Source organism: Sphaerisporangium flaviroseum, from assembly GCF_039537005.1.
Classification (GTDB): Bacteria; Actinomycetota; Actinomycetes; order Streptosporangiales; family Streptosporangiaceae; genus Sphaerisporangium; species Sphaerisporangium flaviroseum.
This window is the reverse complement of record NZ_BAAAZR010000006.1, coordinates 182,257-203,048: the sequence shown is the minus strand read 5'-3', so window position 1 is coordinate 203,048 and position 20,792 is coordinate 182,257. Positions and strand designations below refer to the sequence as shown.

Genomic DNA, 20,792 nt, shown 5'->3' with positions numbered 1-20,792 from the left:
CAGGCCCTCCAAGGCCCTGGAGCCTTGGAAGATCAGCTCAGCACTTTGGACAGGAAGGCGCGGGTGCGCTCGTGCCGGGGCTGCCCGATCACCTGAGCGGGGGTGCCGCACTCGACGATGCTGCCGCCGTCCATGAAGGCGATCCGGTCGGCCACCCCGCGCGCGAACCCGATCTCGTGGGTCACGACGAGCATGGTCATACCGTCCCTCGCGAGGTCGCCCATGACGTCGAGGACCTCGCCGACCAGCTCGGGGTCGAGCGCCGAGGTCGGCTCGTCGAACAGCATGAGCTTGGGCCGCATCGCCAGGGCCCTCGCGATCGCCACCCGCTGCTGCTGGCCGCCCGACAGCTGGGCCGGGTAGCCGTCCACCTTGTCCGCCAGCCCGACCCTGTCCAGAAGCCGGCGGCCGCGCTCGACGGCACCCGTACGATTCTCGCCGTTGACCCATATCGGACCGCAGACGACGTTCTCCAGCGCGGTCATGTTGGGGAACAGGTTGAACCGCTGGAACACCATGCCGATCGTCGACCGCTGCCGGGCGACCTCGGCGTGGCTCATCTCGTGCAGGCCGTCGTCCTTTTCGTGGTAGCCGATGATCTCGCCATCGACGAGGACCTTGCCGGCGTCCACCCGTTCGAGATGGTTGACACAGCGCAGGAACGTCGACTTGCCCGATCCCGAAGGGCCGATCACGCAGACGACCTCGCCGGGAGCCACCTCCAGGTCGATGCCCTTGAGCACATGCAGGTCGCCGAAGTGCTTGTGCACGCCCTGCGCGCTGACCATCGGGCCGCTCATGCCGCGCCCCTTTCCGCCCGGCGGAGGCTGAACAGGTTCCCACGTAGCCGGGCCCGCAGCGTCGGGCCGGGAGGACCGCCCCCATTGTGAGAGGAGCCGCGCGAGTAGTACGCCTCCAGATGGTGCTGCCCGTACGTCGCGACCGAGGTGAGCAGCAGGTACCAGACGCTGGCGACGATGAGGAACTCGATCGTCTGGGAGTTGATGTGGGCGAAGTTGAGCGACTTTGTCAGCAGGTCGTCGCCGGCGATCACTTGGACCAGGGAGGTGGTCTTGAGCATGGAGATGAACTCGTTGCCGGTCGGCGGGATCACCACGCGCATGGCCTGGGGAAGGACGATGCGCGTCATCGTCCGGCGTGGGGTGAGGCCCATCGCGAGAGCGGCCTCGGTCTGACCGCGGTCGATGGAGAGGATGCCGGCGCGCACGATCTCCGCCATGTAGGCGGCCTCGTTGAGCGCGAGCCCGAGGGCCGCGGAGACAAAGCTGGTCATCACCGCGGTGGTCGTGACCTCGACGAACGTCGGCCCCCAGGGGACGCCGAAGGAGATCGTCGGAAACCAGAGCGACAAGTTGTACCAGAACAGGAGCTGAACCAGAATCGGCGTGCCGCGGAAGAACCAGATATAGGCGCCCGCCATGCTACGCAGGACCGAGTTGTCCGACATCCGCATCACCGCGAGCACCGCGCCGAGCGCGACGCCGACCAACTGTGCCAGCACCGCCAGCACCAAGGTCACGAGCAGCCCGCGCATGATCTCGATGTTGAACAGGTACTGCACGACGACGTGGTAGTCGACGTTGGGGTTGCTGACGACGCTCTGCCCGAGGAAGAGCAGGAAGAACAGGATGGCGGCGGCCAGCACCCGGCTTCCCCACCGCGGACGGCGGTGGACGCGGGCCGGTTCCGCCGCCGGGACCGGGTTGATCACTCCTGCGCTCCGTTGATCTGCGCCGTGGTCAGCGAGCCCGCCGAGATGTTCCACTTCTCCAGGATCTTGGCGTAGGCGCCGGACTCGATGGCCTTCTTCAACCCCGCCTGGATGGCGTCGCGCAGCTGGGTGCGGTTCTTGGCGATGACGATTCCATAAGAGCCGGGCTTGTACTGCTCCGAGGTCAGCACTTCGAACAGCTTGCCGCCTCCGGCCCGCTGGGCGTTCCACGCGGCCGCGGGGAAGTCCTGCATGCCCGCGTCCGCCCGGCCGTTCCGAACCTGGAGGACGGCGCCGCTGTCGGCCGGATAGACCAAAACCTTGATCTTGCTCGCCCCGCACTTCGCCTGCTGGCCCTTGACGATGTCGACCTGCTGGGTGCCGGTCTGCAGGGCGACGGTCTTGCCGCACAGGTCGGCCAGACCCTGGATCTTCTTCGGGTTGCCCTTTTTGACCAGCAGCGCGCTGCCCGCGCTGAAGTACTGGACGAAGTCGTTCTGGGCCTCACGCTCCTTGGTGTCGGTCACGGCGTTGACGACGACATCGAAGCGGCCTGAGTTCAGCGCGGGGAAGATGCCGTCCCAGGCGGTGTTGGTCCACTCGACCTTGACGCCGAGGGCCTGACCGACAGCCGCCATGAGATCCGGCTCCGCACCGATGATCGTCTTACCGTCGGCGTCGAAGAAGGACATGGGCGCGTACCCGACTTCGGCGCCGACCCGGATGACGCCCGCCTTCTTGACGTCCTCAGGCAGAAGCGTGGCGGCCTGCGTGTCCTTCGCCAGGGCGGCAGGGCCCTCCTTGGACGGCTTGGCGGCGGGAGCGTCGGTCGGCGTGGCGCACGCGCCGACCAGGGCAAGTGAAGCCAGTGCGAGGGACGGCGCCCAGCGTCGGTTGCGTGACAAGACAGCACCTCCAGCGAGGGTTCATGGAGGAGCCCATCTTGTTGGCCGACTCACTCGCAGGTCAATAGCAATTAACTGATTCGTCAGACAGAAAACTGCTTGGCGGCGAGCCGGTACCGTCGATGACGTGAGTCATGCCCGCAGGCCGTCGATCATCCGAAACAGGATCCGGCGCATCCGTTCGCGAGCGGCCTCGCCCGGCTCCAGCAAGATGTGCAGGCCGAGGCCGTCGACGAGAGCGATGAACTCCTCGGTGATGTCGTCCACGTCCAGTTCGGCCGCAAACAGCCTTTGGTCCTGCCCTTCCTGGACGAGCTGCACGATGAGCGCGCGCCACCGGTGGTAGATGGCCGCATGGCTGGCGCGAAGCGGCTCACGCCGGTTCGCCTCGTTCCAGAATTCGAGCCAGATGGTCCATTCGTCCCGGACCGTACGGTCGGGAATCTGCAACTCCACCAGCCGCCGTAGGCGCTCGGCCGGATCGGTGAGCTCGCTCAGCATCCGGTGGTGGCGATCGAAAGCCCGGTCGGCGGCGTAGCGCAGCGCCTGGTCGAGCACGTCCTCCTTGGTCGGGAAGTAGTAATGCACGGTCCCCGTGCTGGTGCCGCTCAGCCGGGCGATGTCGGCGACGCGTGCTGCGGCGTACCCCCGTTCGATGAGCACCTTCCAAGCAGAGCTGAGGATCAGCGCTCTGCGCTCCTCCTCCTCCACCAGCCTGCGCGCCATGGATACCATCCTTGTGCCGTGAGAAGATCACCCAGTATAACTTGACTGACCGGTCAGTTCCCTGGGATGCCAAGCCGCAGCGCCGGGTCCTGCCGGTCACCGAGCTGGAGACGAAGAACCCCGTCATGAACCTCCAGGACGCAGGCTGCCGGCTGACCGCCGCACCTGCCGGTGGTCTTCCTGGCCGACGCCGGTCGGTGTAGGTCCACCTCGGGCGGCGTGCGTCGTGGGATAGGCGCGGCCTAGGGACGTCGCCCTCGGGCGGCGTGCGCCGCCGGGCGATGCTCTCAGGCGTCGATGTGGTCGCGGTCGACCTCGGCCGCGCTGCCGACGATGAACTCGCGGCGCGGGGCCACGTCACTGCCCATGAGCAGAGCGAAGATCTGCTCGGCCGCCTCGACGTCCTGGATGCGGACCCGGCGGAGCGTGCGGTGGCGTGGCTCCATGGTCGTCTCCGCGAGCTGGTCGGCGTCCATCTCGCCGAGGCCCTTGTAGCGCTGGATGGGATCCTTCCAGCGCTTGCCCCGGCGCTCGAGGTCGCGCAGCACCTTGTGCAGCTCGGCGTCGGAGTAGGTGTAGATGTACTTCTCCTTGCCCCTGCCCGGATTGACGACCTCGATGCGGTGCAGGGGAGGCACCGCGGCGAACACGCGCCCCGCCTCGACCATGGGCTTCATGTAGCGGTGGAACAACGTCAGCAGCAGGCAGCGGATGTGGGCGCCGTCGACGTCGGCGTCGGCCATCAGGATGACCTTGCCGTAGCGCGCGGCCTCGATGTCGAACCCCCGCCCGGAGCCGGCGCCGATGACCTGGATGATCGCGGCACACTCGGCGTTCTTGAGCATGTCGGCCACAGAGGCCTTCTGCACGTTGAGGATCTTGCCGCGGATGGGCAGCAGGGCCTGGAACTCGGAGTCGCGCGCCGCGCGGGCGGTGCCGAGGGCCGAGTCGCCCTCGACGATGAACAGCTCGCTGCGGTCGACCGCGTCACTGCGGCAGTCGACCAGCTTGGCGGGCAGCGCGGAGTTCTCCAGGGCGCTCTTGCGGCGCTGGTTGTCGCGGTGCTCCCGGGCGGCGATGCGGGCCTTGGCCGCCGAGACGATCTTCTCCAGCACGGCGCGCAACTGGAGCTTGTGGGCGCGCTTGGTGCTGGCGAACAGCTGCTTGAGCTCCCTGGTGACGACGTGGGAGACGATGCGGCTGGCCGCCGAGGTGCCGAGCACCTCCTTGGTCTGCCCCTCGAACTGCGGCTCGGGCACCCGGACCGTCACGACGGCGGTGAGGCCCTCGAGGATGTCCTCCTTGGTGACCGGATCGTCGCCGTTCTTGAGCAGGCGGGTCTCCCTGAGCTGCTCGTTCATCGTGCGGACCAGGGCGCGCTCGAAGCCGCTGACGTGGGTGCCGCCCTTGGGCGTGGCGATCACGTTGACGAACGAGCGGACGGTCGTCTCATAGCCCTTGCCCCAGCGGACCGCGACGTCCACCGTGAGCTCGCGCTCGACCTCGGTGGAGGTCATGTGGCCCTGCTCGTCGAGCACCGGGACGGTCTCGTGGAAGTGACCCACACCCTGCAGCCGCATGACGTCGCAGACGGACTCGTCGCGAGCCAGGAACTCGGTGAACTCGGAGATGCCGCCGTCGAAGCGGAACTCCTCCTCCAGCGGCTCCTCGCCGCGGCTGTCGCGCACCGCGATCGTGAGCCCGGGGACCAGGAAGGCGGTCTGCCGGGCGCGGACATGGATCTCGTCGAGCGAGACCTCTGCCTCGGGCAGGAAGATCTGGCTGTCGACCCACCAGCGCACCCGCGTGCCGGTGATCTTCTTGCGGAGAGCGCCGCCGTCGCGCAGGCCGGACTTCTTCTTGAACTTGGCGGTGGGGCCGGCGCCGTCGAACACGCCGGGCACGCCCCGGCGAAAGCTGATCTCGTGGATGCGCCCGCCGCGGTCGACCTCGACGTCGAGCCTGGCCGACAGGGCGTTGACCACGGAGGCGCCGACGCCGTGCAGGCCACCGGAGGCCCCGTAGGAGCCGCCGCCGAACTTGCCGCCCGCGTGAAGCTTGGTGTAGACGAGCTCGACGCCGGCGAGACCGCTCTTGGGCTCGACGTCGACGGGGATGCCCCGGCCGTCGTCGCGGACCTCGATGGAGCCGTCGGGGAACAGCTCGACCTCGATGCGCTTGCAGAAGCCGGCGAGAGCCTCGTCGACGGAGTTGTCCACGATCTCCCAGAGGCAGTGCATGAGACCGCGGCTGTCAGTGGACCCGATGTACATTCCGGGGCGCTTACGGACGGCCTCAAGGCCCTCCAGCACCGACAGATGACGGGCCGTGTAACCCGTCTCCGTGCTGACTGCGGTCACTCCCACTCCCACTGAGCATCGAACATGTGTGCGTAGCCTACCGTTTCTGATGTTCCGGCGCGCCTAAGCGTGCCACCAACAAGGGGTTCTGCGTCAGCCGGAGCTGTATTCACGTCACTTAACGACACATTCTGCTCTCGGCGTATCCGGAAGGCGATTGGGAACGTCCGCATCGGGTTAGATGTTGAGCCAAGTGACTGACGCCAAATCCCCACGTCAGTGGGGTGACCCGAAAGGCGATACGTGACTGGAGCTCTCGCCCCCACCAAGCCGCTTACCGCCGTGGATCGTTGCGACCGGTGCGGCGCCCAGGCGTACATCCGCGCGTCCCTCCCCGTGGGCGGGGAGCTGCTGTTCTGCGCCCACCACGGGCGTCGGCACGTCGCGGCTCTGCGCGACAAGGGTGCCGACATCCAGGACGAGTCCGCGCGCCTGAGCGAAACCCCTACATCGAACACCACCGAGCGGTGAGCATGCGCCTGCCGCTCTGACCCAAATAATCGAGCACAACCGCATAAGCGAACGCGGCGATCTCAGATGGCGTCCCCCCGGACGCCACCTCGAGGCTCGCCGCGTCGCTCTCTCTCAGGCCGGTCCCGCCTCCGCCTCGGGGCCGCCCATGTGGCGACGCCCCGGCGGGAGCGCCGGCCGCGACAGCGACCGGCGTCACCGCACGCGGTAGTGGTACCGGCCTGACAGGGTGAAGCCCTCCTTCGTGTACAACGCGACGGCCGCGGAGTTGGCCGCCACGACCACCAGGTAGGCGTTCGTGGCCCCCCGTGCCCGGCCGTGCGCGAGCAGGGCGCGCAGGACACTGCGCCCGAGCCCGCGACGTCGCGCGCCGGGCAGCGTCGCCATGCAGTAGATCCCCAGCGTGCCGCCTTGGAGCACGGAACGGCCCACGGCGACCGGCTTGCCGTCCTGGTGAACGGCCGCGTAGCTCGCGGGCGTTCCCCGCAGTATCCGCCCGGCGCCCCGCAGGCCGTCCTCCCCGAAGCGCCCGTCCACCGCCCACCAGGTGGCCAGCCACTCTTCCGCCGGCCGGTCCGCGATCTTCACCTCGTGCGCGGCGGGCTCCGGCTCCTCCGCCATCGAAGTGGTCATGTACGCCGTCTCGTCGACCACGCGGTATCCGCGCCCGGCCAGCATCTGGTCGAGGCCCGGCGCCGCGCGCGGGCCCATGGAGAAGACGCACGGCAGCCCTCGCTCGGCGTAGAACTTCTCCGCCGCGTCGACCGCCGCATCGAGGTCCTCAGGCTCGGCCCAGGGAAGGACGGAATTGGCCCGCTTCGTCACGCCGTCGGCGTGGCGCAGGACCCATCCGTCGAGGTCCTCCTGGTACGGCGCAGGCCAGGCACGATGGACGAGGGCGTCGAAGTCGAGATACTCCCCGATCATCCAGCGCACATTAGCCCATCCCCTCCCCCGGGCCACCACGCCGCCCCGCCTCCGCGTCCCGGCCGGCCTGCCCGGCCCCCGCTCGGACCACCACGCCGCCCCGCCTCCGCGTCCCGGCCGGCCTGCCCGGCCCCCGCTCGGACCTTCTCCAGGACGACCGCGCCCGGGGGTGGCATGACCTATCTGACCTGCGAGGGCTAGGATCGGCATCCGTGCTGATCCTGCTGCCGCCGTCCGAGGGCAAGGCCGCCCAGGGCGACGGGCCCGCTCTGGAGCTCGACGCCCTGAGCTTCCCCGCCCTGACCTCCGCGCGCGAGAAGGCCCTCGACGCGCTCACCGCCCTGGCGAAGGGGCCGGAGGCCGACGCGCTGGCCGTGCTGGGCCTCTCCCCCGGGCAGGCCGGTGAGCTCGCCGCCGACCGCCGGCTGCGCACCGCTCCCACCCTCACCGCGGCGCGGCTCTACACCGGTGTGCTGTACGACAATCTCGGGCTGGACTCCCTGAGCGCCCCCGCCCGCCGCCGGGCAAGGCGTTCGGTGATCGTCTTCTCGGGGCTGTGGGGCGCGCTGCGGATCTCCGACCGTGTCCCGCCCTATCGCCTGTCCATGGGGGTGAGGTTGCCGCCCCTGGGCGGCCTGGCGGCCCACTGGCGCCCCCACCTGGCCGAGGTTCTCGACGCCGAGGGCGGCGTGGTCGTCGATCTGCGGTCCTCGACGTACGCCCAGGCGTGGCAGCCCGGTTCGCGCGCCACGACGGTGCGCGTGCTGAGAGAGGTCGACGGCAGGCGTTCGGTCGTCAGCCACATGGCCAAGGCCACACGCGGCGCGGTCGCCCGTTCCCTGCTGGAGTCCGGCGCCCGCCCGAGGACCCCACAGCAGCTCGCGGAGCTGCTGGGCGACCTCGGCCACCTCACCGAACTCGGCCCCCGGCCCGGCAAGGGCAGGCCTTGGACCCTGGATGTCGTTATCCGCTCGTGACCACATTCAGCCGTGCACGGGCCTTGTGGAACTCCTTCTCGGGATCGCCCAGATGCGACCAGGGCAGGGCGCTGAACCGCCCCTCCGTACGCGAGAGGTGTCCTCTGGCGGGCCGTCGCATGTCCGCGAGGTAGAAGGCCGCGCCGAACGCGTTGTGCGCCTCCAGGGCCCTGGGGTGGGCCCGCACCCCCCGCGCCTGGTGCCACCGGCCGGCCGCCGAGGTGATCTCTCGCTGCACCTCGAAGGACGACCAGGCGCGCGACCGCCCGGAGCGCTCGCCGGCGACGTGCTCGAAGTACGCGAGGGGCACCAGCGCCGCCAGGGGATCCCTGTCGGGCGCGTGTGAGCCGGCGTACCGGGCGAAGTCGAGCATCTCCTGGCTCGTGCCGCCCCAGCCGGGAGAGAGCGTGATCAGCCGGGCGAGGTGGGCGGCGAACAGCGTGCGATGGCGGCGCGCCGCCTCGTCCCAGAGGTGGTCCTTCTCCGCCCTCGGACGCTCCAGCCCCAGCGCCAGCCAGAGCAGGGCGACCCAGGGCGCGGGGTCGGCGGGCATGAGCCGGGCCGCCGCCAGCAGCGGCGCCCGCGCCGACTCCATCGCCTGGTGGAACAGGCGCAGGCGATCGGCCTGTACGGCGCGCGCCCGGACGTCCGGCTTGATCTCCCAGGCCTCCTCGACACGGGTGCGGCCGAGCCACAGCCACAGGTCGGGATTGACCCGATCTCGCGAGAGAAGGGCTTCGATGCCGCCCGTGAGACCCACGGCGGCCCTGGCCAGCGCCTCGACACGCAACGCACGCACCTCGGGATCACCCCGGGTCGCGACGAGCGCGGGAATGGCGGGTTCGAGATATCCACGTCCCAGCGCGGTCACCGCGTCATCGAGCACGGTGTCCGCCCAGGGACGGCTTGCGATCAGTCGTGGCCCCCGAGCACGCGCCCGATCCACTTCGATCACACCCATGGCGGGTAAGCCTAGAAGCCGTCGAGACATCCGTCGCTACCGTGGCGTTACGGGTGCGTTAATGAGGGTGACGACGGGGCCTATGGTGCCCGTAACCGACGAGGAACGGCTCCCGCCCTTATAGGGGGCGAGAGCCGTGCCGTCATCAGTCGAGGTAGTCGCGCAGGACCTGCGAGCGCGACGGGTGGCGAAGCTTCGACATGGTCTTGGACTCGATCTGCCGGATGCGCTCGCGCGTCACCCCGTAGACCTTGCCGATCTCGTCGAGCGTCTTCGGCTGGCCATCGGTGAGGCCGAACCGCATGGAGACCACGCCCGCCTCACGCTCCGACAACGTGTCGAGCACGGAGTGGAGCTGCTCCTGGAGCAGGGTGAAGCTGACCGCGTCGGCCGGGACGATGGCCTCGGAGTCCTCGATGAGGTCACCGAACTCGCTGTCGCCCTCCTCGCCGAGAGGAGTGTGCAGGGAGATCGGCTCGCGGCCGTACTTCTGGACCTCGACGACCTTCTCAGGGGTCATGTCGAGCTCGCGCGCCAGCTCCTCGGGAGTCGGCTCGCGACCGAGATCCTGCAGCATCTGCCGCTGGACCCGGGCCAGCTTGTTGATCACTTCGACCATGTGGACCGGGATGCGGATGGTCCGCGCCTGGTCGGCCATGGCACGGGTGATCGCCTGGCGGATCCACCACGTGGCGTAGGTGGAGAACTTGTAACCCTTGGTGTAGTCGAACTTCTCGACCGCCCGGATCAGGCCCAGGTTGCCTTCCTGGATCAGGTCGAGGAAGAGCATGCCGCGGCCGGTGTAGCGCTTGGCCAGCGAGACCACGAGGCGGAGGTTGGCCTCCAGCAGGTGGTTCTTGGCGCGGCGGCCGTCCTCGGCGATCCACTCCAGCTCGGCGCGGACGTCGACGGGAAGCCTCTCGCCGTCGTTCGCCAGCTGCTCCTCGGCGAAGAGACCGGCCTCGATGCGCTTGGCCAGCTCGACCTCCTGCTCGGCGTTGAGCAGCGGGACCTTGCCGATCTGCTTGAGGTAGTCCTTCACCGGGTCGGCGGTGGCTCCCGCGGCGGCGACCTGCGCGACGGGCGCGTCGTCGTCGTCGTCGGAGAGGATCAGGACCTCGTCGTCGTTCTGGACCACGACGCCGGCCTTCGGCTCCTCCTCGACCTCGGCTTCGGCCTCCACCTCGACCTCGGGCGTGTCGGCCTCGGGCGTCTCGACCTCCACCTCGGTGTCGGTGTCGGCTTCCGCCTCGACCTCCACGTCGATGTCGATGTCGATGTCCTCGAGCTCGAGGTCGCCCTCGATGTCGAGCTCTTCGTCGTCCTCGGAGGCGACCTTGGGCTTTGTTTCGATCTTTGACGATGGCGACGCGGGCACGGCGACCTCCGGCTTGGCCTTCTTGGCGAGGGCGGCAGGGGTTGCGACCTTGGCGGGAGCGTCAGGGGCTGGTGTGGCCTTCTTCGCCGGCGCGGCCTTCTTGGCCACGGGCTTCTTGGCGGCCGGCTTCTCAGCCGGCGCCGCGGCCTCGCCCCCGGCACCACTCACCACGGCCGTGACGGTATCGGGCTGCTCCTTGGCCGCCGCAGTGGCGGTCTTTGTCTTCTTTACGGGGGCGGCGGTGCGACGCTTGGCCGGGCCACGAGACCTCTTGGGCGCCGCCGAGTCCGCAGCGGTCACCACGACGGTCACGCCCTCTTTGCTGAGGTTCCGAAGGAACACAGCGGCGTGCGACATCGGGATGTCCGCCTCCTCGAAGGCCTTGCGGACATCCTCAGACTCGAGGAAACCCTGCGAGCGGCCACGCTCGATGAGCCGCTGAATGACGGGCTCGTTCAGCTCAGACGGCTTCGAGCGAGTCGAACTTGCAGGCGACACGAACACCTCTCGAACGAACGCGTGGTGAGAATGGACCCAGGTGCCCGCTAGGGGCGCTTGCTTCTTTCGGTGGTGGGCCGTGCGAACCGCGACGTACCTGCCCAGCATTCTGGCATGACCCCGCTGTCCTTACGGCCGCCTCACAGCGGTTGCCCTCCACCCTAGGCCGACCGGAACAGTAGTGCGTACGGAAGCGGGTCACCGATACCCGAAAGCAACCGTTATGACTGTTTCATTCAGTCACTCTTTGTGGCGGCCGGCACATGGACGGCGAGCACCGTGACGTCATCGTCCTGCTCATACCCGGCCAGCATCCGATCCACCAGGAAGTCAAGCAACATATGCGGATTTCCTAGGACTTCAGGAGGCGCCTCGCCGACTACGGAACAAAGTTCTGCGAGTCCGGCGTCGAGACCGCGCTTGCGGTTCTCCACGAGACCGTCCGAGTAGAGCACCGCGGTGTGGCCGGGCGGCACGCAGAACCGGAACTGCTTGCGGATGGTCGGCCAGCCGAGCGGGGTGCCGGGCTCACCCTCGGACAGGACGCCGGTGCCCTGGGGCGACACCAGCAGGGGCGGCGGGTGACCGGCCAGCGCGAGGGTGCCCTCGCCGGTGCCGGGCTCGACGACCATGTACGCCAGGGTGGTGACCTGCTCTTCCTCCTCGGTGGCGTCGAAGACGCGGTCGAGGCCGGTCAGCACCGCGGCGGGCGGCGGGTTGGTCAGGGCCAGGGCGCGCATGGCGTTGCGGATGCGGCCCATGCCCGCGGCCGCCTTGACGCCCTTGCCCATGACGTCGCCCACGACGGCCGCGACCCGCGCGTCCTGCAGGACGAACGCGTCGTACCAGTCGCCGCCGACCTGGACGTGCCTGCTGCCCGAGCGGAAACGCTGGGCCAGCACCAGGCCGGGGATCACCGGCAGGCGGTCGGGCAGGAGGCTGCGCTGGAGCGTCTCGGCGGTGCGGTGCTCTCGCTCGAACAGCGTGGCTCGCTCCACGGCGAGCGCGCACTGGCCTGCCAGGGCCTCCAGGAAGACCCCGTCCTCCTGCGAGATCTTCTGGGGCCGGGTGAAGGCGAACCGGAGCGCGCCCAGCGCCCGCCCGGCGGCCAGCAGCGGCAGGCCGACCCAGGCCCGCTCGTCGCTGTGGGCCAGGAAGGTCGCGATCGCGGACTCCTCGGCGCCCGCCTCGACCAGCTGGGCCCTGAGGCTCTCAGGCGACTCGGCGAACACGGGCCTTCGGCTGTTGACCGCCATCGTCATCACGCTGGACTGCGAGAGCGGGATCTCCTCGCCCGAGGCCCCGGGCACGTCGGGAAGGCCGCCGCTGTTGGTGAGCTTCAGCGCGGCCCGATCGGTGTCGAGGAGGGCGACGGCCGACCTGTCGGCGGCCAGCGCCGTGCGGCCGACATCGATGATGACCTGGACGACCTGCTCGACCGTGAGGGCCTCGGCGAGCATCGCCGTGGCGCCCTGGAGCCTGGCCGTGCGCAGGGCGGCGGCGCCGAGCTGGTCGGTCAGGCGGCCGCGCATCTCCTCGGCCTCGCGCTGCGGCGTGACGTCGCTGTTGGCGCCCACCCACTCGACGACCCGGCCGTGCCGGATGATCGGCACCGCCCGCACCTCGAAGTGCCGGTAACCGCTTGCCCGGGTACGCACCCGGTAACTCCACTCGAACAGCGTGCGACCGCGCAGGGCCTCGCGCCAGGCCTCGTCGGCGGCCGGGCGGTCGTCGGGATGGACGGCCTCCAGCCATCCGTAGGCAAGGTATTCTTCGAGGCTCTGGCCGGTGATGGCGCGCCACTGCGGGGCGTCCTCGATCACCGAGCCCGCGGGCGAGGTGATCCACACGAGCTGCTGCTGCGACTCGACGAGTGAGCGGTAACGCTCCTCGCTGCGGCGCAGCTCCTCTTCGGTGATCTGGCGCTCGGTGACGTCGACACCGAACAGGGCCACACCGGCGACCGCCCCCTTGTCGCCGTGGATCGGATAGAACGACAGGGTCCAGTGCCGCAGCTCGCCGGTCGTGGTCTTGTTGCGGTAGCGCTGGTCGCCGTTGGCGACCGCGCGGTGCTCTTCGACGACCCTGTGCAGGGCGGCGTCGATGAGGGCGGCCAGGTCGGCGGAGAGGATCTCGGCGGCCGTGTGGCCGGCGTGCTCGTCGGCGGCCACACCGCTGACGTCGGCGAAACTCTGGTTGACCCGCTGGAACCTTCCGGCCGTATCGAAGAAGGCGAAGGCGAACGGCGCCTCCGCGAGCAGACCCTGGAACAGGGCGGGGTCTGAGATGTCCACACCCGACTCCCGGGGACAGGGCACGGAGGTTTCGGCGCTCATGGTCGGCACCTCCGTCGCGTGCCAGGGTCTCCCACGAGGCACATCTCCATAACTGTGATTGGTAGCGCAGAATCTGCACTACATCATCGGCGATGGGCACGCACGGACGGAAGCCCCGGCCGCGATGCGGTCAACGCATCCTGTCAAAAACGCGCCGCTGTGTGTAGCAAGATCGGCTGACTTTTCTGGCACTCGCTGTGTGGTCTGCCCGGTCTTCGCCACCTCGGCCAAGCCTTCACCTTCCGCCGTCCTGAACCCGAACGTCAACGCTTCGTGCCGTAGGGCACGGCCCGTCCGGGAGCCGAACGCGCTTGGGACCAGCTTCCCACAGGAGAGGGCGTGAGGTGCCGGATGTCCCCTTAACCGGTAGGGGTTGACACCTCCCGGATACAAGATGGAATGGGTACGCACGCCCCCTCAGCGCACTGGTCCGGGGGATGGATCTCCCCCGGCTAACCGGAGGATGCGAAGCCGCTCATGCCTGCTCTAGCAACGCGTTTCACCGGGGGAACCGCCGAACGAGGCGTCACCGCGCCGCTCGCCCATACGCGGGCGGCCGGACCACGGGAGCTCGTCAGCGCACGCCTGTCCGACGAGTTCCTCACCTTGCCCATCGAAACGGTCGACCGATGCGTGGAAGATGTGTGGGCGTGCGCCGCCCACCTCGGCGTCGACGTCACCATGACCGTCGTCGAGCGCATCGCCCGCGAGCACCTGATCGCGCTGGTGAACTCGGCCCCCCTCGTCGACCCATCCGGGTGACCCGGGCCCGCCGTCACGCGGACCCGGCCAGGCCGCCCGCCTCGTCTCCTGGGGGAGCGCGGCGGGCCCACCGGCTCCGCCTTTCTTGAGAGGTGACGCAGATGGCCCCTGACGGTGACACTCGCAGGCCCGGCGGGGTGACAGCCGGGCTTCCCGGGTAACAGCGGGGTCACCAGGCGGCGTTCCGTGCACCGTTTGGGCCTGGAATGCGAGAAGGTAAGGGGCGTGAGCCGCCGACGACGCCGAGACCCCAGGGGGACCCAGCCTCCGGACGACGTGTTCGCGGAGATGCTTCTGGCCGCCCGTGAGCTGCTCGCCGTGCGCACGCCGCTCGACGCCGAGCTGATGGTCTCCGACATGCTCGGCGCCTGGTGGGGGCGCCGCCTGCGCCGGGGAGACGTGGAGGAGTTCCTGGGCGAGGGCCTGGTCGACTACGCCGCCAAGGCCGGCACGCCCGCGGCGCTCACCCTGCTGATCGCCGTCGCCTACCTCGGGACCTCACGCCAGGCCGCCAAGGCGGAGGGCGCCGCGCTGGCGCTGATGGAGTCCGACGTGGCGAGGCCGCGCTGGGCCGAACGCGTTGGAGCGGTCAAACCCCGGGGCTGCTACGTCTCCAGGGACGCCTACGGCGACCAGGACACCGTGGTCTGCACCTTCGCCTACCGGGGAGGCCTCCCCGGCCGGACCGGCCCCGCCTCCTCCGACCCGGCCTCTTCCGGACAGGACCCGGCGGGCGTCCCTGGCCACCGCTCGGCCGCGGGCCAGACGGGACTCGACGTGGAGCCCGTGCGGCTCCCCGAGCAGATCGAGGACCCGCACGCCCTGGTGGTGATCGTCGACTACAACATGCGGGGCATGGCCCGGGACGCATGGGTGTCCTCCCAGGTGGACGCCCTGCTGGAGAAGGCCGGCGTCGAGGCCGACGGCAATCCCATGCTGCGTTTCGAGGAGATCGAGCCCCAGCAGGCCAGAGCGCTCCTGGAGTTCGCGATGAAGGCGACCACGGCCTCCCTCGGCCGCAAGTCCCCAAAGCTCGTCAGCGACAGCTACAGCGCCTACCACGCCTTCGCCAGGTCGCGGATCAAGGCGCTGCCGCCGGGCCGCAAGCGCCCCGCCCCGCTCTTCAGCGAAGCGCCGTACAGCCGCGACCGGCGGGCGATGCTCGCCGCGGAGTTCCTGGCCTCCGACGCGGCCGAGCATCTCTCCGACCCCTCGGCGGCGTCGCGGTGCGCCGATCACATCATCGACTACGGTTGCGATCAGGACTTCAACCGCCCGCTGCGGGTCAGCCCCACCAAGTGTGAGACGTTCCTGCTCGACTGGCTGCCGCGTAAGGTCCTGCTCGATGCCGCCGAGCAGGAGGCCATGCCCCACGTCCTGCTGTCGTGGGTGCGTTTCGCCGCGCCGAAGACCGGTCTGCCCGAGGAGGGCATCCGGGCGACGCTGGACGCGGTCTGGGAGGCCACGGGTCGCTTCACCGAGGCCTACCGCGATCCGACCACCTTCGGCCTGGACCGCTCCCTTGTCGAGCGCCTGCTGCCCGACGGCGACCTGTCGGCGCTGGCCCGGCGGGCCTTCGCGTTCCCCTTCCTGGAAGGCAAGCACGGCGACATCGATCTGGAGGCCCTCCATCCGGCCGAGGACGCCGACCGCCGGATCCTGCTGGAGATCGACCACGCGGCGGAGCGGGACCGCCCCGACTTCGCCGAGCACCTGGCCTGGCACGAAGAGATCGCCAAGCGGTTGTGGGACGGCGACCCCGAAGAGCTGTGGGAGGCGGCACAGCGCCTGCTGGACCTCGGCCACGACCGGCACGACGTGCTGCACGTGCTGATGGAGATCGCGGAACGCATCGGCGACCACCCCGACGAGCTTGCCGCCGCCCTCGACGACATCGCCGACATCCCCGACGAACCCCCTGCCTGACCTCCCGCGCCGCGCCGGACGTCGCAGGACGCCGAGGGGGGGAGCCGCGCGGGCGGGTCAGCCGGTGAAACCGATGTCGGCGTATCTCAGGGTGTAGAAGCCGGGGGCGCCGATGTTGGCGAGGCCGGCCTGCACAGCCCAGTTCTGGGGGCGCTGGTAGAGCGGCAGGACGTTGACCTCCTGCCAGATCAGCTTGTCGGCCTCGTTGGCGTCGTCGCGCGCCCGTACCAGGTTGAGGTCGGACGACGCCTTCTTCATCGCCGCGTCGATCTGTGGGCTGCCCGACCTGCCGAAGTTGGCGTTCCACTGGACCTTGCCGTCGGACCCCTTCACCCCGTTGGCATACGTGCCGTAGCTGCTGGAGATGGGGAACGGGGTGCCGATGTAGGAGAACGGCGCGATGTCGAAGTTGCCGGGGATGACGTACTTGGAGAAGAAGTCGTCGCTCGGGACGGACTTGATCGTCACCTTGACGCCGATGCGGTGCAGCATGGCCTGCGTGAGCTCGCCCTCCGACTTGCTGAGCTGCAGCCCGGACGGGATCACGAACCGGATGTCGAGCTCCTTGCCGGCCTTGTGGCGCGTCGGGCTCGCCCGGCGCCAGCCCGCGGCGTCGAGCATCCGCTGCGCCTTGGCCGGGTCGTACTTCCCCAGTTCCCCGGAGTTGTCCTGGTAGCCGGCCTGGGTGTTCATGAAGAAGTGGTTGTTCAGCAGCGTGCTGTTCCAGTTGAGCCCCTGGAGGTCGGACCGGGTCAGCGCCTCCCGGTCGATGCCGAGGGCGATCGCCTGGCGGACCTTGACGTCGGACAGCGCGGGACTCTCGTCGTTGAAGGTCAGGTGCCGGAAGTCGGGGCCCGCGGCCTGCCGGATCACCGCGCCCCTGGCGTTCCCGGCCCTTGCGTAGTCGGGCGCGGAGGGCCCGATGTCGAAGACGTCCAGCTCACCGTTGGTGAAGGCCCCCACCAGCGCGTCGGTGGCCAGCGAGCGATAAATGATCTTGTCCAGCTTGGCCCTGGCACCCCACCACGCGTCGTCGCGGACGATCGTCGTCGTCTTGCCGGTCTGGTCGAACGCGGAGAACTTGAACGGGCCGGCCGTCACGGGGATCCTGTTGAGCCAGTTCGTGTTGAAGGTGTCGGGCGTCGCGTTGGTCGACTTGGGGTACAGCGGCCAGAAGAGCGACTGCCACTCGGAGAAAGGGCTCTGGAAGGTCACGAGCACCTCGTAGTCGTCCTTGCCGCGCACCACGCTCGTGATGTCCTGGTAGCCGGTGGTCGCGGCGACGTGGAAGTCGGGGTTCGCGCCGTTCAGCGCCTTCCACTGGGCCTCGTAGTCCTGCCAGGTGATCGGCTTGCCGTCGGACCACCGGGCCTTGCGGTTCAAGGTGTAGGTCACCACCTGGCGAGGGTTGGTCGCGATCACCCGGGCATCGGTGACGTAGTCGGTGTTCGGGGTCGGCGAGGCCTTCTCGTCGGAGCGGAACGCCGCGGGCATCAGCGCGTCGACGATCTTCTTGACCTCGGCGAGGTTGCCGTCGACGTGGTTGAGGTTCCACTGCGTCGGGAACTCGGTGAGCCCCCACCGGAGCGTGCCGCCGTCCTTGACGCGGTCGCGGGGCATCGGGTTGATGTCGAAGGCCTTGACGGCCGAGGCCTTCTTGCTCGACGGGTCGCCGCTTCGGCCGCTCCCGCAGGATGTCAGGGCCAGCGCCATGGTGACGGCGAGCGCGAGGGCCACCGGCGGTCGTGCACCCGCGCCGGCGAGGGCACTCACCGGCGAGGGTGCGCCGGCGATCGGGCGCGGCTCCCCCACGCCGGGCCTGCCCCTCCGGAGTACGGTCACGTTTCCTCCCTATATATAGGTATCTGTCCGATGACGCCTTCTAGACGACGTCGAGCTTCTCCGCGTAGTGGCAGGAGGCCCCGTGGTCGTCCGCCAGCGGGCGGACCTCGGGCTCCTCCTCGACGCAGCGCACCCGCTGCGGGTCCGTGAGGACCGTGAACTTCGGGCACCGGGTGCGGAACCGGCAGCCCGAAGGAGGGCTCGCGGGGCTGGGGAGGTCGCCCTCCAGCAGGACGCGGCGGCGCTCCCGCTCCTTGTCGGGGTCGGGGATCGGAACGGCCGACAGCAGGGCCTGGGTGTAGGGATGCATCGGGCCCCCGTACACCTTGTCCACCCGGCCGATCTCGGCGATCCTGCCGAGGTACATCACCGCCACGCGGTCGGCGATGTGCCGGACGACCGCGAGATCATGGGCCACGAAGAGGTACGACAGGCCGAGGCGGCGCCCCAGGTCCTCCAACAGGTTGATCACCCCGGCCCGGATCGACACGTCCAGCGCGGACACCGGCTCGTCGAGCACGATCAGCCGGGGTTCGAGGGCGAGCGCCCGGGCGATGGCGATGCGCTGACGCTGGCCGCCGGAGAAGTCCTGGGGGTAGCGCCCGGCGTCCGCCGGATCCAGCCCGACGAGCCCGAGCAGCCGGCGCACGCGCGGGCCGGTGTCCTTCAGCCCGTGGGCGGTCAGCGGCTCGCCGACGATGTCGTGCACGGTCATGCGGGGGTCGAGCGAGGCGAGCGGGTCCTGGAAGACGACCTGCAGGTGCCGCCGGACGGCCATGCGCTCGCGGGGCGCCAGGGTGGCGGTGTCATGCCCGAACACGACGACGCGGCCACGCTCAGGCCGGGTGAGCTCGAGGATCTCCATGAGCGCCGTGGTCTTGCCGCAGCCGGACTCCCCCACCAGGCCGAGCGTCTCCCCCTCACGGATCTGGAAGCCGATGCCGTCGACGGCGTGGACCGTGCCGACCCGGCGCCTGAAGACCGCCCCCTTCATCAGGGGATGGTGTTTCACCAGGCCCTCGACCTCCAGGACCACGGGGCGCCGCTCGCGCGGCGGCCGTTCGGGAACGGGAGGGGGCGCGGCGGGGATGGTGTCCTCACCCCCGGCCGGGCTCACCTCCGCCTGGCCGATCTCGTGCGCGCGAAGGCAGGCCGCCTGGTGACCCGGGGCCACCTCCACCAGAGGTGGCTCGGCCAGGCCGCACTCGGCGACGGCCATCGGGCAGCGGGGCTCGAAGGGGCAGCCGGGCGGCAGGGCGGCCGGGGACGGCGGGCTGCCCACGATCGGCACGAGCGGCAGCTCCTTGCCCGCGTCGACGCGGGGCACCGATCCGAGCAGGCCGATGGTGTACGGCATGCGGGAGCGGTGGTACACCTCGCGAACCGTGCCGACCTCCACCTCGCGCCCGGCGTACATGACGAGCACGCGGTCGGCGAAGCCCGCGACCACTCCGAGGTCGTGGGTGATCAGCACGATGGCCGCGCCGGTCTCGCGCTGCGCCTTCTTGAGCACTTCGAGGACCTGTGCCTGGATGGTGACGTCGAGAGCCGTGGTCGGCTCGTCGCAGATGATGACGTCGGGGTCGTTGGCGATCGCCATGGCGATCATCGTGCGCTGCCGCATGCCCCCGGAGAACTCGTGGGGGAACGCCCTCGCCCGCTGGCGCGGGTTCGGGATGCCGACCAGGTCGAGCAGCTCCACCGCACGCTCCGCCGCACGCTCCCTGCTCACCTTCTGGTGGATGCGCACGGCCTCGGCGATCTGGGCCCCCACGCGGTAGACGGGGGTCATCGCCGAGAGCGGGTCCTGGAAGACCATCGAGATCGACTTGCCGCGGAAGGCCGCGAGGTCCTTCTCGGGCGCGCCGAGAAGTTCCGTCCCGTGCAGCAGGACCGAGCCCGCCACCTTGGCGTGCCGTGGCAGCAGGCCCATCACGGCCAGGGAGGCCACCGACTTGCCCGCACCGGACTCGCCCACGATGCCGAGCACCTCGCCGGCCTCGACGGCGTAACCGACCTCGCGCACCGCCCGGACGTCGCCGAAGCGGACCTCCAGGTCGCGCACCTCCAGGACCGGGCCGCTCATGCCGATGTCCTGGTGCCGGGATCGAAGGCGTCACGCAGGGAGTCGCCGATCAGGTTGACCGCCAGGATGGTGACGACCAGCACTCCGGCCCCGAACCAGAACGTCCACGGGGCGTACAGGGCGGTCCTGGAACCGTCGGCGATCAGGCTGCCGAGCGAGACGTCGGGCGGCTGGATGCCGAATCCGAAATACGACAGGCTCGTCTCGGTGAGGATGGCGGCGCTGACGTTCAGCGTCGCGTCCACGATCAGCAGGGACGCCAGGTTCGGGATGACGTGCCGGAAGATGATGGCCGAGGACGGCACCCCCATGAAGCGCGCCGCCTTGATGTACTCGCGTTCCTTGATCGCCTTGGTCATGCCGCGCACGATCTTCGAGGTGACCATCCACAGGAACAGCGCCAGCATGATCACGAAGAGCAGCCACCTGCCCTCGGTGAACAGCGGGGACATGATCGCCAGGATCAGGAACGCCGGAAGCACGAGGAGCAGGTCGGCGACCCACATGAGCGTGCGGTCGGTCCAGCCGAGGAAGTAGCCGGCGAACGAGCCGACGACCGCCGCGACACCGGTGGACAGCACCGCGACGAGCAGGCCGACGATCAGCGACTTCTGCGCGCCGCGCAGCGTCACGGCGAACACGTCGGAACCGGTCTGGAGCGTTCCGAACCAGTGGCCGGGCGAGGGTGGCTGCATGAAGGCCGAGAAGTCCATGTCGGTGTAGGACCAGGGGGACAGCAGCGGGCCGAGGAAGGCCAGCAGGAACATCGCGGCCAGCAGCCCGAAGCCCAGCCGCCCCTGCTTGGTGCGGAAGAAGCGCGCGGCCACCACGCGGGTCCTGGACGGCACGCGGATGCGCTCGGCCTCCGCCTGGACCTCGGCGAACTCCTCCTCCGGCAGCGTCAT

General features: G+C 69.6%; 16 protein-coding genes. 4 read left to right on the top strand and 12 right to left on the bottom strand.

Translation table 11 applies throughout. From position 1 onward, the window contains the following. Positions 1-32: 32 nt before the first annotated feature. From ABD810_RS15300 to ABD810_RS15280, 5 genes are all read right to left on the bottom strand, one after another. Positions 33-800 carry an amino acid ABC transporter ATP-binding protein gene (locus ABD810_RS15300; protein WP_344939491.1) on the bottom strand — a complete coding sequence of 256 codons (768 nt, stop codon included), beginning with the start codon at positions 798-800 and terminating at the stop codon, positions 33-35. Beyond that, positions 797-1,732 (bottom strand): amino acid ABC transporter permease, encoded by a 936-nt coding sequence (locus tag ABD810_RS15295; RefSeq protein WP_344939489.1) that lies wholly within the window; start codon positions 1,730-1,732, stop codon positions 797-799. The genes ABD810_RS15300 and ABD810_RS15295 overlap by 4 nt, the downstream gene beginning before the upstream one ends. Beyond that, entirely contained in the window at positions 1,729-2,637 is a 909-nt protein-coding gene (locus ABD810_RS15290; RefSeq protein ID WP_344939487.1) for an ABC transporter substrate-binding protein, read from the bottom strand. Before ABD810_RS15290 ends, ABD810_RS15295 begins: the two co-directional genes overlap by 4 nt. 132 nt (positions 2,638-2,769) lie before the next feature. Next, a complete protein-coding gene (locus ABD810_RS15285; protein ID WP_344939485.1) occupies positions 2,770-3,363 on the bottom strand; it encodes a TetR/AcrR family transcriptional regulator in 594 nt (197 codons plus the stop codon). A gap of 287 nt (positions 3,364-3,650) precedes the next feature. Then, positions 3,651-5,723, bottom strand: coding sequence for a DNA gyrase/topoisomerase IV subunit B (locus ABD810_RS15280; protein WP_344939483.1), 2,073 nt, complete (start codon positions 5,721-5,723; stop codon positions 3,651-3,653). A gap of 243 nt (positions 5,724-5,966) precedes the next feature. Between ABD810_RS15280 and ABD810_RS15275 the strand changes: the two genes are divergently transcribed. Further along, positions 5,967-6,194 (top strand): DUF7455 domain-containing protein, encoded by a 228-nt coding sequence (locus ABD810_RS15275; protein ID WP_248958778.1) that lies wholly within the window; start codon positions 5,967-5,969, stop codon positions 6,192-6,194. 195 nt (positions 6,195-6,389) lie between these two features. On the opposite strand, the gene ABD810_RS15270 is transcribed toward ABD810_RS15275, so the two are convergent. After that, entirely contained in the window at positions 6,390-7,121 is a 732-nt protein-coding gene (locus ABD810_RS15270) for a GNAT family N-acetyltransferase (protein ID WP_344939480.1), read from the bottom strand. Positions 7,122-7,333: 212 nt separating this feature from the next. Here ABD810_RS15270 and yaaA point away from each other — a divergent pair, with 212 nt between their 5' ends. Next, positions 7,334-8,098, top strand: coding sequence for a peroxide stress protein YaaA (yaaA, locus tag ABD810_RS15265; RefSeq protein ID WP_344939478.1), 765 nt, complete (start codon positions 7,334-7,336; stop codon positions 8,096-8,098). Here yaaA and ABD810_RS15260 read toward each other — a convergent pair. The 3 genes from ABD810_RS15260 to ABD810_RS15250 all read right to left on the bottom strand — a co-directional run bounded on the left by ABD810_RS15260 (position 8,085) and on the right by ABD810_RS15250 (position 13,271). Then, on the bottom strand, positions 8,085-9,059 hold the full coding sequence (locus ABD810_RS15260) for a hypothetical protein (RefSeq protein ID WP_344939476.1): 975 nt from the start codon (positions 9,057-9,059) through the stop codon (positions 8,085-8,087). The genes yaaA and ABD810_RS15260 overlap by 14 nt on opposite strands. A 145-nt stretch (positions 9,060-9,204) precedes the next feature. Then, complete coding sequence (locus ABD810_RS15255; protein WP_344939473.1) at positions 9,205-10,935, bottom strand: RNA polymerase sigma factor; 1,731 nt, start codon at positions 10,933-10,935, stop codon at positions 9,205-9,207. A gap of 236 nt (positions 10,936-11,171) precedes the next feature. Beyond that, a complete protein-coding gene (locus ABD810_RS15250) occupies positions 11,172-13,271 on the bottom strand; it encodes a SpoIIE family protein phosphatase (RefSeq protein ID WP_344939471.1) in 2,100 nt (699 codons plus the stop codon). Positions 13,272-13,748: 477 nt separating this feature from the next. Here ABD810_RS15250 and ABD810_RS15245 point away from each other — a divergent pair, with 477 nt between their 5' ends. Both ABD810_RS15245 and ABD810_RS15240 read left to right on the top strand, forming a co-directional pair. Continuing rightward, positions 13,749-14,033, top strand: a complete 285-nt coding sequence (locus ABD810_RS15245; protein ID WP_344939469.1) for a hypothetical protein — start codon at positions 13,749-13,751, stop codon at positions 14,031-14,033. Positions 14,034-14,321: 288 nt separating this feature from the next. Continuing rightward, entirely contained in the window at positions 14,322-15,959 is a 1,638-nt protein-coding gene (locus tag ABD810_RS15240; RefSeq protein WP_344939520.1) for a hypothetical protein, read from the top strand. Positions 15,960-16,016: 57 nt separating this feature from the next. Here the strand turns inward: ABD810_RS15240 and ABD810_RS15235 are convergent, their stop codons facing one another. From ABD810_RS15235 to ABD810_RS15225, 3 genes are read right to left on the bottom strand one after another with little or no spacing between them, the layout of a single operon-like run. Continuing rightward, positions 16,017-17,801, bottom strand: a complete 1,785-nt coding sequence (locus tag ABD810_RS15235) for an ABC transporter family substrate-binding protein (RefSeq protein WP_344939467.1) — start codon at positions 17,799-17,801, stop codon at positions 16,017-16,019. Positions 17,802-17,841: 40 nt separating this feature from the next. Further along, positions 17,842-19,887: a dipeptide ABC transporter ATP-binding protein gene (locus tag ABD810_RS15230; protein ID WP_344939464.1), complete on the bottom strand. Its 2,046-nt coding sequence runs from the start codon at positions 19,885-19,887 to the stop codon at positions 17,842-17,844. Beyond that, positions 19,884-20,792, bottom strand: a complete 909-nt coding sequence (locus ABD810_RS15225; protein WP_344939518.1) for an ABC transporter permease — start codon at positions 20,790-20,792, stop codon at positions 19,884-19,886. The genes ABD810_RS15230 and ABD810_RS15225 overlap by 4 nt, the downstream gene beginning before the upstream one ends.

What these genes read in the sequence shown, in the direction of transcription:
- ABD810_RS15260 (WP_344939476.1), bottom strand. Translation starts at nt 9,059, where the DNA reads ATGGGTGTGATCGAAGTGGATCGGGCGCGTGCTCGGGGGCCACGACTG.
- ABD810_RS15270 (WP_344939480.1), bottom strand. Translation starts at nt 7,121, where the DNA reads ATGATCGGGGAGTATCTCGACTTCGACGCCCTCGTCCATCGTGCCTGG.
- ABD810_RS15225 (WP_344939518.1), bottom strand. Translation starts at nt 20,792, where the DNA reads ATGACGCTGCCGGAGGAGGAGTTCGCCGAGGTCCAGGCGGAGGCCGAG.
- ABD810_RS15250 (WP_344939471.1), bottom strand. Translation starts at nt 13,271, where the DNA reads ATGAGCGCCGAAACCTCCGTGCCCTGTCCCCGGGAGTCGGGTGTGGAC.
- ABD810_RS15300 (WP_344939491.1), bottom strand. Translation starts at nt 800, where the DNA reads ATGAGCGGCCCGATGGTCAGCGCGCAGGGCGTGCACAAGCACTTCGGC.
- ABD810_RS15245 (WP_344939469.1), top strand. Translation starts at nt 13,749, where the DNA reads ATGCCTGCTCTAGCAACGCGTTTCACCGGGGGAACCGCCGAACGAGGC.
- ABD810_RS15240 (WP_344939520.1), top strand. Translation starts at nt 14,322, where the DNA reads ATGCTTCTGGCCGCCCGTGAGCTGCTCGCCGTGCGCACGCCGCTCGAC.
- ABD810_RS15285 (WP_344939485.1), bottom strand. Translation starts at nt 3,363, where the DNA reads ATGGCGCGCAGGCTGGTGGAGGAGGAGGAGCGCAGAGCGCTGATCCTC.
- ABD810_RS15230 (WP_344939464.1), bottom strand. Translation starts at nt 19,887, where the DNA reads ATGAGCGGCCCGGTCCTGGAGGTGCGCGACCTGGAGGTCCGCTTCGGC.